The sequence below is a fragment of the Flavobacterium melibiosi genome (genome assembly GCF_048158545.1).
Lineage (GTDB): Bacteria > Bacteroidota > Bacteroidia > Flavobacteriales > Flavobacteriaceae > Flavobacterium > Flavobacterium melibiosi.
The window spans coordinates 20,230-31,836 of record NZ_JBLNKU010000003.1; the positions used below are offsets into that span (position 1 = coordinate 20,230).

10 protein-coding genes are annotated in these 11,607 nt (G+C 33.6%); 5 read left to right on the plus strand and 5 right to left on the minus strand.

The features are described from left to right. Positions 1-53 precede the first annotated feature (53 nt). A complete protein-coding gene (panB, locus tag ACM55F_RS04095) occupies positions 54-872 on the minus strand; it encodes a 3-methyl-2-oxobutanoate hydroxymethyltransferase (RefSeq protein ID WP_416852440.1) in 819 nt (272 codons plus the stop codon). 133 nt (positions 873-1,005) lie between these two features. Next, complete coding sequence (locus ACM55F_RS04100) at positions 1,006-3,471, minus strand: glycoside hydrolase family 3 N-terminal domain-containing protein (RefSeq protein ID WP_416852441.1); 2,466 nt, start codon at positions 3,469-3,471, stop codon at positions 1,006-1,008. Positions 3,472-3,629: 158 nt separating this feature from the next. Between ACM55F_RS04100 and ACM55F_RS04105 the strand changes: the two genes are divergently transcribed. The 4 genes from ACM55F_RS04105 (at position 3,630) to ACM55F_RS04120 (ending at position 8,443) form a co-directional block, all read left to right on the plus strand. Then, positions 3,630-4,376 (plus strand): NUDIX hydrolase, encoded by a 747-nt coding sequence (locus ACM55F_RS04105; RefSeq protein ID WP_416852442.1) that lies wholly within the window; start codon positions 3,630-3,632, stop codon positions 4,374-4,376. 199 nt (positions 4,377-4,575) lie between these two features. Next, positions 4,576-5,688 (plus strand): sensor histidine kinase, encoded by a 1,113-nt coding sequence (locus ACM55F_RS04110; protein WP_416852443.1) that lies wholly within the window; start codon positions 4,576-4,578, stop codon positions 5,686-5,688. Next, on the plus strand, positions 5,681-6,367 hold the full coding sequence (locus ACM55F_RS04115; protein WP_416852444.1) for a response regulator: 687 nt from the start codon (positions 5,681-5,683) through the stop codon (positions 6,365-6,367). The genes ACM55F_RS04110 and ACM55F_RS04115 overlap by 8 nt, the downstream gene beginning before the upstream one ends. Positions 6,368-6,508: 141 nt before the next feature. Next, complete coding sequence (locus ACM55F_RS04120; protein ID WP_416852445.1) at positions 6,509-8,443, plus strand: KUP/HAK/KT family potassium transporter; 1,935 nt, start codon at positions 6,509-6,511, stop codon at positions 8,441-8,443. 123 nt (positions 8,444-8,566) lie between these two features. Here the strand turns inward: ACM55F_RS04120 and ACM55F_RS04125 are convergent, their stop codons facing one another. Both ACM55F_RS04125 and ACM55F_RS04130 read right to left on the minus strand, forming a co-directional pair. Further along, the gene (locus tag ACM55F_RS04125; RefSeq protein ID WP_416852446.1) at positions 8,567-8,737 is read right to left on the minus strand and encodes a hypothetical protein; all 171 of its coding nucleotides are present in this window, start codon (positions 8,735-8,737) and stop codon (positions 8,567-8,569) included. 57 nt (positions 8,738-8,794) lie between these two features. Then, the gene (locus ACM55F_RS04130; protein ID WP_416852447.1) at positions 8,795-10,222 is read right to left on the minus strand and encodes an L-serine ammonia-lyase; all 1,428 of its coding nucleotides are present in this window, start codon (positions 10,220-10,222) and stop codon (positions 8,795-8,797) included. Positions 10,223-10,662: 440 nt separating this feature from the next. On the opposite strand from ACM55F_RS04130, the gene ACM55F_RS04135 reads away from it, so the two are divergent. After that, positions 10,663-11,064, plus strand: a complete 402-nt coding sequence (locus ACM55F_RS04135; RefSeq protein WP_416852448.1) for a heavy metal-binding domain-containing protein — start codon at positions 10,663-10,665, stop codon at positions 11,062-11,064. A 20-nt stretch (positions 11,065-11,084) separates the two neighbouring features. On the opposite strand, the gene ACM55F_RS04140 is transcribed toward ACM55F_RS04135, so the two are convergent. Continuing rightward, positions 11,085-11,507: a DoxX family membrane protein gene (locus tag ACM55F_RS04140; RefSeq protein WP_465245381.1), complete on the minus strand. Its 423-nt coding sequence runs from the start codon at positions 11,505-11,507 to the stop codon at positions 11,085-11,087. Positions 11,508-11,607 lie beyond the last annotated feature (100 nt).

Consider the following 11,607-nt stretch of genomic DNA (forward strand, 5'->3'; position numbering starts at 1 on the left):
CTTAGAAATTGAATCTAAATGGTCTAACTATCTAAAAATCTATGATGTCTAAATTAATATTGCTCATTAGCATTAGGAAAATCACTAGATTTCACATCAGCAACATACTGACTGATTGCAGTTGTCATTCCTTCGTATAAATTCATGTATCTTCTCAAGAAACGAGGACTGAATTCATTGTTCATTCCCAACATATCGTGAATAACCAAAACTTGTCCGTCAACACCACCACCTGCACCAATACCAATAACTGGAATCGAAATACTTTGAGCAACCTGTTGCGCTAAATGTGCTGGAATTTTTTCTAAAACTAAAGCGAAGCAACCCAGTCTTTCAAGCAATATAGCATCTTCTATTAGTTTATGTGCTTCTTCTTCTTCCTTGGCACGAACTGTATACGTTCCAAATTTATAGATAGATTGTGGGGTTAAACCCAAATGTCCCATAACTGGAATTCCTGCGTTTAATATTTTCTTGATAGATTCTTTAATTTCTTTTCCACCTTCCAGTTTTACGGCATGTCCACCACTTTCCTTCATGATTCTGATGGCAGAACGCAACGCTTCTTTTGGGTCAGATTGGTAACTTCCAAAAGGTAAATCAACCACAACCAAAGCTCTTTCTATCGCTCTTACAACAGAAGATGCATGATAAATCATTTGGTCCAAAGTAATAGGTAAAGTCGTTTCGTGCCCAGCCATTACATTCGAAGCCGAATCACCAACAAGAATTACATCGATTCCAGCAGTATCAACAATTTTAGCCATCGTATAATCATAAGCGGTCAGCATGGAAATTTTCTCTCCATTGGCTTTCATTTCAATTAATGACTTTGTTGTAATTCTTTTGTAATCTTTTTTTGCTACAGACATGGATTGTTACTTTTTGCCACAATTTTAGGTGACAGGTTATAAAATGTAAAAGTAGTAAAACAAATTCTTTAGAAACAAAAAAATGGGTCCGAAAAATCGAACCCATTTTTGAGTAATTCTTATAAATAGTATACTAATGCTTCAAATCAGTGAATTCTGTGTCGGCTGCAAACGCTGAATTTGTTTTTTCAACAATTTTTTCTTTTGCTAAAGTAAAATTTGCTGTTTGCTTAATGTTTAATGATGACGTTCCAATTGCTACTTTATAAGAACCTGCTTCGGCAATCCAAGCATTTTTGTTAGGAATGAATGAAGCTAAATCTTTTGAATTTAGTGTCAATACAATCGTTTGACTTTCTCCAGGTTGTAATAAGTTAGTTTTACCAAAAGCTTTTAGTTCTTCGGTTGGTTTATCAATTGTTTTTGCTGGAGCGGAAAGATATAATTCTACTACTTCTTTACCTGCTATTTTACCAGTATTTTTTACAGTTACGGTAACATTCATATTTTCTGTAAATGTACTTGAACTTAATTTTAAATTAGATACATCAAATGTAGTATAGGATAATCCGTAACCAAATTCGTAAGATGGTTTTACATGGAATGTATTGAAATAACGGTATCCAACATAAATTCCTTCTTCATAAGTTACACTTGTAGGATTTTCAGCAGGTGTTCCAATCCAGTTTTTAGCTGATGGTGTATCTTCATATTTTACTGGGAAAGTCATTGTTAATTTTCCAGAAGGAGTTACTTTTCCAGAGAAAACATCTGCAACAGAATTTCCACCTTCTTGACCCGGTTGCCAAGGTAAAAGTATAGCATCTACTTTATCTTTCCAGCTTGCCGTTTCGATTACACCACCAATATTTAAAACTACAACCACTTTTTTGCCTTGAGCATGAAAAGCTGCTGAAACAACATCGATTAAGTTGATTTCATCTTGAGCCAAATTAAAATCTTCATCTACTTTACGGTCATCACCTTCACCAGCATTTCTTCCAATTGTGATTAATGCCAATTCAGAAGTGTTCGCTTTATTTTTAATAACTTCTTGGTTTAATTCTAATTCAGGAAGTCTTTTTGGAGTTGCCAATAAACCTTCTTTTTCACGTCTTTTTGTTTCAATCTCTTTTTGAGTAGCCATAAAAGGCTTGTATAATCCTTCTAATTCTTTGTCAATAGAAAATCCGGAGTTGGTTAATCCTTCAATTAATGAAACAGAATAGGCTTCGTTAACATCACCACTACCAGTTCCGCCAGAGATAAAATCATAAGAGGTTACACCAAAAACGGCTAATGGAGCTGATTTTGAAGTAAAAGGCAATACATTGTTATTGTTTTTTAATAAAACAACCCCTTCTGCAGCAGCTTGTCTTGTAACTTCTGCATTTTCTTTTAAGTTTGGTTTGTTAGAATATTTGTAATTGCTCATTGCCGGAGATCTCATAACCAATTCCAATACTCTTCTTAAATTGATATTGATTTCGTCTTTAGATAATTTACCGCTTTTTATATCTTCAACAATTGCATTTTGTTGTGCAGGTAAACCTGGCATTAATAAATCATTTCCTGCTGTAAGTTGTTTGGCAACATCACTAACAACGTCTTTATCCATAATATTTCTAAACCCATTATAACCTCCAAACCAGTCTGTCATCACTAATCCTTTAAAACCCCATTCATCACGAAGTACGGTAGTTAATAGATCTTTACGTGCTGATGTGTAAGTACCATTTAAAAAGTTATAAGATGACATTACCGTCCATGGTTGTGACTCTTTAACAGTAATTTCAAATCCTCTTAGGTATATTTCGCGTAACGCTCTTTCGCTAACATGTGCATTAACACCCATTCTGTTTCTTTCCTGATTATTGGCAGCAAAGTGTTTTATTGAAGTTCCTACACCATTAGATTGTATACCATTTACCATTGCAGCTGCAATTTTTCCAGCTATTAATGGGTCTTCAGAATAGTATTCAAAATTTCTTCCACATAATGGGTTTCTGTGAATATTCATTCCTGGACCTAATAAAACATCTACTCCATATTCTTTTACCTCATTACCCATTGCTTTACCAACAGTATTGATAAGTGCTATATTCCAAGTAGAAGCTAATGCCGTTCCCACAGGGAATGCGGTAGCATAATACGTGTTCGAATCCTCATCTCTAATGGATTTAATACGCAAACCAGCAGGACCATCAGATACAATTACGGAAGGAATTCCTAAACGAGAAATGGCTGTTGTTCCTCCTGCAGAACCGGGAACTTTAGCGGTGTCTTTTTCAGTGGAAAACTGCATTTTAGCCCAGTCAAAGCCGGGCATCCCAATTCCAATAAGCATACTCGCTTTTTCGTCATCCGTCATCTGATTGATTAAATCTTGGATTCGGTCTTGAGTTGAAAGACGGTAATCTTCGTATCGGTCTAACTTTCCATTTTTATTTAAGTCAGAAAAGGTAAGTCCATTAACAGTGATTATTGGGTTGGGTGTAGTCTCTTTTATTTCTGGGTTTTTTGCCCAAGAAATTCCAGAAATGACAAGCGCTGAAAGAAGCGAAGTCTTTGCGATTTTTGAAATTGAATTGTTCTTCATTTGGTTTTTTTAGTAAATAGTTTTTTTATTGCTTCATTATGAAGCAATATTAATTATTTTTTTTAATATTTGCAAAAAAAGATAGTTTATTTTTTGATTATCAGTTTTTAAAGTGAAAATTATAATCAATTTCGTATTTTCGCAATCAACATAAAATAATGGAATTTAATAAAATAATAGAGGGGAAATCAGCTGAAGCTTGGGACATATATATCCCAAATTTATCCGTGGATTGTGTCGTTTTTGGATTTCACGACACTACCTTAAAAGTATTGGTTACAAGACTAAAAGAGGTAGATTTTTGGGCTCTTCCCGGAGGATATGTTTTAAAAACAGAAAATCTTAAAGAGGCGGCCAATAGAATTTTATTTAGTAGAACAGGTGCAGAAAATATTTATTTGCAAGAATTTAAAGTTTTTAGTGATTTAAATCGATCTGATGGAATTTTTGATAAGTTTCCGGACACGCTATGGAACAAACAGCGATTTCTATCCGTTGGATTTTATGCTTTAGTCGATTTTCATCATGTAAATTTAGTTATGGATGATTTTTCTGATGCGTGCGAATGGAAATCAATTGATGAATTGCCAGATTTTATGATGGATCACAGAAGTATTTTTGATAAAGCATTAGAAACCCTTCGCAGACAATTAAATCATAAACCGATTGGCTACAGTTTATTGCCTGAAAAATTTACTATGCCTGAACTTCAAAAATTGTATGAAATTATTTTAGCAAAGAAATTGAATCGCGGTAATTTTTATAGAAAGATGCTGCGTTATGATATTCTCGAAAAATTAGAAGAAAGTAGAAAAGGGGGAGCGCACAAAGCACCGGATTTATATAAATTTGATTTAGAAAAATACCGATTAGCACTTAAAAATGGATTGAATGAAGGTTGGTAAAAGTTTTAAATTGATAAAATGAGTGAATTTGTATCTTCATCATTGAAGGTGAATAAAAATTACGTCTTCTTCTTTACTGGAATCATTTTAAGAAACCAGCGAAAGAAATCTTTATAAAATCTTTATGTCTTGTTCAGATATATTATAAAATACTTACAACATATCATTTAACTTTGTAGTGTTAATAAGAAAGATAGTTGTGAAAAGTATTTTAAACCAAATAAAAAGAGAAAACCAATACCTGATATGTGTATTGTCTGTAAGCATAGTTGCTTCATTGTGCTTATTTACCAGAGATTATTTGGATTACAAAATTGTGGGTTATTTATTGCTGGTTGTAGTTTCTTTATTAGCTACATTTTTAGATATTTTGCCAGTATTGTTAAGTGCTGTATTAAGTGCTTTAATCATGAATTTTTTCTTTTTGAAACCCTATTATACTTTTCATATCAGTAATGCCGAAGATTCTTTATTATTGTTTTTGTTCTTTCTAATTGCACTCATTAATGGTGTTTTAACCAATAAAATTAGAAAAGCCGAAAAAATAATGCAACTAAAAGAAGTCAGGGTAAATACAATGAAGTTGTACAATGCTTTATTAGATTCATTATCACATGAATTGCGCACACCCATTTCTACAATTATGGGCTCCATAGATACGATACAAAGTAAAACGTTAACTATTTCCGAGGAAAATAAGCAAAAATTGTATTCAGAAATCGAAAAAGCATCTTTACGATTGAATCATCAAGTGGAGAATTTATTAAATATGTCCAGATTGGAATCGGGGGTAATACAACCAAAAATGGATTGGTGTGATTTAAAAGAATTGGTATATAATGTTTTGGATAGTTTGAAGGATGATTTGCAGTTTCATAAAGTTGAAGTTGTTGCCGGTGAAAACCTGCCTCTCTTTAAATTAGATTATGGTTTGACAGAACAAATTATTTACAATCTGGTTTTTAATGCTTCGCAATACGCCCCAAAAGGAGCTAAAATTGAAATTAAAGTGGAGCACAATCCGGATATTGATTTTGAGTATAATTCCTCTAAAGCGATGCCTTGTGTAATCACCATTTCCGATGATGGAAACGGTTTTCCTGAAGCCGAAATTGATAAAGTCTTTGATAAGTTTTACAGATTGCAAAATTCAAAAACAGGAGGAACTGGATTAGGATTATCTATTGTGAAAGGTTTTGTTGAAGCCCAAAATGGTAAAATTACCTTAGAGAATAAAGAAGAAGGCGGGTCAGTTTTTAAAATATATTTCCCGGCATTAGTAATGAATACAGCAGCCATTTCAAATGAATAATTCAGCCGAAATATTAATCGTAGACGATGAAGTCCAAATTAGGAAATTACTCGAAATCGCTTTAGAGTCAAATGGGTATAAAACTATTTGTGCTGTAAATGCAAAGGAAGGGATAGCGCTTGCAGCAAATCATCAGCCTGATTTAATCATCTTGGATTTAGGTTTACCGGACGAAGATGGCCAGGTAGTTTTAAAAAGAGTTAGAGAATGGTATACAAAACCTATTCTGATCTTAACTGTAAAAAATGCCGAAGAAGAAATTGTAAAAGCACTGGATAATGGCGCTAATGATTATTTAGTAAAACCATTTAGAACTCAGGAGTTATTAGCACGAATTCGCACTGCTTTACGAAATTTAAACCAAAATGAAAATGAACCCATAATTGAGTTTGGTGAAATTTTAATTGATTTTACGGCTAGAATTGTCAAGTTAAAAAATGAAATACTAAAGTTAACAACTACGGAATATAACTTGCTTTCCATTTTGGTAAAAAACGAAGGGAGAGTACTCACACATCAGTATTTGCTCAATCAGGTTTGGGGCAATAGCTACTCTGATCAAACCCAATATTTGCGTGTTTTTGTGGCTCAACTCCGCAAAAAAATTGAAGAGGACCCCAACCGACCGAAGTACATCATAACAGAATCGGGAGTAGGTTATCGCTTTAACAGCTGTTAACATTCATTTACTTAGAGTAATCAACTTTAGGTACTAATCAAAAAAGATAAAAATCATTGTATTGTATGTATAAAACATCACAATAAGGATTTCTATTGTCTAATAATTAATGCGTACTACAATCTAAAAATTAAATTTAAAATGAATAAATCAACAATTCAAAAAGTCAGCGCCGCATCACTTCTGGTTGCACTAGGAATTATTTATGGCGACATAGGAACGAGCCCTTTGTATGTAATGAAAGCCATTATTGGAGAAAGAGAAATATCAGAATTACTTGTTTATGGCGGTATTTCGTGTGTTTTTTGGACCCTTACATTTCAAACGACCTTTAAGTATATTTTACTAACGCTTTCAGCAGATAACCATGGCGAAGGTGGTGTTTTTTCCCTTTATGCACTTGTAAAGCGTTTTGGAAAAGGAAAATTAGTTATTCCTACGATACTTGGTGCGACAACGCTCCTGGCAGATGGAATTATTACGCCTCCTATTTCTGTAGCTTCTGCAGTGGAAGGTTTAAGAGATGTGGTTCCCAATATCCCAACGATACCAATTGTAATTGCAATATTATCAGGACTGTTCTTTTTTCAACGATTTGGAACACAAAAAGTAGGTTTCTTTTTTGGACCGGCCATGGTAGTTTGGTTTTCCATGCTTTTTGTATTAGGAGCTGCTCAAATAGTAGAGCATCCTGCTATTTTAACTGCTTTAAACCCAATGTATGCGTATGAATTATTAGTAGAATATCCGCATGGATTTTGGTTATTGGGGGCTGTTTTTTTGTGTACAACTGGTGCGGAGGCATTGTATTCAGATTTGGGACATTGTGGAAAAAAGAATATCAGAATCACATGGATTTTTGTTAAAATCGCATTGGTTGTAAATTATTTAGGCCAAGCCGCATGGCTTATGAATCAGGAAAATACGTTTCTTGATGGAAGAAATCCTTTTTATACCATCATGCCGCAATGGTTTTTGCTTCCGGGAGTAATCATTGCCACTTTTGCGGCTATTATCGCATCACAAGCTTTGATAAGTGGTTCCTATACGTTAATAAATGAAGCGATGTCTCTCAACTTTTGGCCAAGAGTAGCGATGCGAAACCCAACAAATTTAAAGGGACAAATTTACATTCCATCGGTGAATACAATTCTTTGGGTTGGCTGTATTCTGATGATTTTATATTTTAAAAATTCATCAAATATGGAAGCAGCTTATGGTTTTTCAATAACTATTGCGATGCTGATGACCACTGTTCTTTTAAATTATTATTTGATTTATATAAGAAAGATGAATAGAATTTTGATAACCTTAATTATTACAATTTTTGTCATTATCGAAATTTCATTTTTCATTGCTAATATTGTAAAAATCAAAGAGCGTTGGATGTTTTTGTTCTTTGAACTTTTTATTTTCATGACCATGTATGCTTGGTTTTTTGCCAGAAAAATTAATAATAAATTTCTAAAATTCACTAATTTAACGGAGCATACGCAACAACTGCAGGAATTGAGTAATGATATTGGGATTTCCAAGTATTCAACCCATTTAATTTATCTATCTAAGGCAGATAGGAATTATGAAGTTGAAGAAAAAATACTGAAATCTATATTTTCTAAAAAACCAAAAAGAGCTGATGTGTATTGGTTTTTTCACATTAACAGAACCAATGATCCTTTTACCTTAAATTATGAAGTTATTGAGCTGTTGGACGATAAGGTCATCAAAATTGTATTGAATATTGGTTTCCGAATTCAACCCAAAGTGGAATTGTATTTTAAGAAAATTGTGCAGGATTTGGTCCAAAACAAAGAATTAAATTTACACATTCGACCGGATGGCTCTACTAAATACAATGCTGAGCCCGATTTTAAATTTATTATTTTAGAAAAATTCTTATCTGTAGAAAATGAGTTTACAGTTAAAGACGGACTTTTATTAAATTCCTATTACATGTTGAAAAATTGGTCACTTTCGGACACAAAAGCCTTTGGATTGGATAAAAGTGATGTTGAAATTGAGGAGGTACCTTTTGTATATCAACCTATTCTAAAATTGGAATTAAAAAGAAAGTAAATTCCAGTATTCAGTCGCAGTTTGCAGTATTCAAATTATTAAATATCTGAATCGCAAACTGCGACTGATCAATTTTTTTACAGTCTGAAAGATTCACGGCAATCGTTAATCCATGAATACAATTTAATAGTCATCATTATTCAAGTCAGACTCCTCTTTATTTGCTTTTTTGTAATCATTATTTAAAAAATTGGTATACTCTTTTTTATCCTTCTGATTTTTTTTAATAATAAATACGATCAAAATAACTACACAAACGGCAACAATACCTACTATTATCCAATTGATTTTCATTGCTTTTATTTTAAATTAACGATACTATTTTTTAAGTTTAGGATAAAAATGAACCGCTTAACAGTCCGCCATATTCACAGCGATTGCTAAACCGCCTTCGGAGGTTTCTTTGTATTTATTGTTCATATCCTTGGCCGTTTGCCACATGGTATCCACCACTTTGTCTAAAGGTACTTTTGCATTTTTAGGGTCTGTTTCTAATGCTAATTCGGCAGCATTAATGGCTTTTATGGCACCCATCGTATTTCTTTCGATACACGGAATCTGGACTAATCCACCAATAGGATCACACGTTAAACCAAGATGATGTTCCATGGCAATTTCGGCAGCCATTAAAACCTGTTCCGGAGTTCCACCCATTAATTCACATAAAGCTGCTGCTGCCATTGATGATGAAACGCCAATTTCTGCCTGACAACCGCCCATTGCAGCAGAAATAGTAGAACCTTTTTTGAAAATACTTCCTATTTCGCTGGCTACCATCAGGAATTGCTTGATTTCTTTTTCGCCAGCATTATGATTTTCGATAACTAAATAATACATTAATACAGATGGAATTACGCCCGCACTTCCGTTTGTTGGAGCTGTAACCACACGTCCTAAAGCGGCATTAACTTCATTTACAGCAAGTGCAAAACAGCTTACCCATTTTAGTATTTGGCGAAATTTCACTTCGGTTTTTCTGATTTCTTCTAACCAAGTTTGCGGAGAATCATAGTTTGCTAAGCCAATGAGGTTTTGGTGCATATCAAACGCACGACGGCGGACATGTAATCCTCCGGGCAAAATCCCTTCAGAATGACAACCGATATACATGCATTCCAACATGGTATTCCAAATGCGCATTAATTCATGATGAATGTTTTCTTCGGAACGCATCGATTTTTCATTCTCATAAACGATTTCCGATATCTTTTTATGCTCTTTTGTGCAGTAGTCCAAAAGTTCAGTAGCCTTATCGATTGGGAAAGGAAAAGCGCATTTTATAGCAATTTTTTTCTTGGCATTGATGCGTTCTTCTTTTACTACAAATCCGCCGCCAATAGAGTAGAAGGTAGATGAATATTCTTTATCATCCGTTGTTTGAACTGTAAAAGTCAAACCATTGGCATGAAAAGGAAGGAAGTTTTTATTGAAAATAATGTCTTCTGAAAAATGAAAAGGAATTTGCTTTTCATTGCCAAAATTGATTTCATTTTTATCCTTGATTGATTTAATAATTCCATCGATACTTGAAACTGGAATATATTCAGGATCCTGCCCGCTTAAACCCAGCATGATTGCCAAGTCCGTTGCGTGACCTTTGCCTGTAAGGGAAAGGGAACCGTATAAATCTATTTTTACGCTGCTTACGGTATGCATTAAGTTTTCGCTTCGCAATTCTCCAAGAAAACGTTCCGCTGCACGCCAAGGCCCAAGAGTATGCGAACTCGAAGGCCCGATACCAATTTTTAGCATGTCAAAAACAGAGATACATTCTTCCATATTATTTAGTAGGTTTTATTTACTGCAAATATAATCGAATGTAATACCGATTGCGAGCCAAAGAAGGTAAATGATGGATATTTAATAAAATTTCTATTGTATTTTAATTATTTCTTAACAGATTGTGATTTTTCATTGCTCTGCCTATTTTGTTTAAGCAGTAAATAATAACTAATCGTTTTTACTGTTTCTCAAATTAATCGAAAAAATAAATTCTGATAATCACTATTTTATTGGATAGGTAAAAATTGTAAATAGTTCTAAATCATATTTGAAAAATAATATATAACTTTGATACACAGCGTGTTTGTGGTAAAATAAAGGACGCTTATTTATACCCTTTATTTTATTTTTTAACAGGGAGTTATAAATTTAATTTCAAATTTTTTATTGTTCAGGGTGAATCCAAAAAATAGTACATAATTTAATGCTCAAATGGAATGAAAAATTTATTTACGCTAGTAATGGCTGTTGCATTTACCACTATGGGATTTGCTCAGGACAATAGGAGTAAAACAGGGAACATGCATGATCTGATGGATAATAAAATGGAGTACACCTGTGAGATGCATCCTAATGTTATGGAAGAGTATCAAGGAAAATGCCCTGCCTGCGGAATGGAGTTGGTTAAAGCTGAAAATAGTACCAAAACATATTGCCCAATGTGCAAGGAAAAAACAACAATGAAAGATGGTAAATGCCCTAAATGTTCTAAGCAAACTACATCGCATAAAGAGGACGGGCTATCTAAAAAAGAGCATGTGTGTACGTGTTGGCAGGATGAAAGCATGACTCAGGGTAAATGCTCCAAATGTGGCGCTAAAATGGAAGAGATGAAATAAAATTTACTTAAGAATTAAAATTATATTTCTTTCTTTGCAAGTTCTTTATTATCATAATACTTCATATTGTATTTTCCACCAACGACAAATGCTCCGGCTATAAGAACTAGATTTTTAATAATGTATTGCCCCGCCATTGTAGGACAATAGGGAAAAGCGTCAAAACAAATTCTAGGCAAGATAAAAAGTGGGAAAAAAGTAACTGCCATATGTAACAACAATAAGATTATTGTAAAAGGAACAAGTCTTTTTATAAGCAGTCCCAGTCCTATAATTACTTCAGCCACACCAAGAATTGGGATGAATATTTCAGGGCGGAACCAATAGACCGTCTTTTCAACGAGTTCTTCTGCAGGGCTCATTCCAATAACCTTCAAAGCTCCAAACCAAATAAAAACTATGGCAATGGCAATTCGCATGATGTCTATGCTATGCTTTTCCATTTGTTTACTGAAATGAAAATAAAAAGAATGAAAAACTTGGTTCATGCGAAAGATTTATTAAAATTTATCTTCGTAAAGAAAGCAAAAAAAACAGAACAGA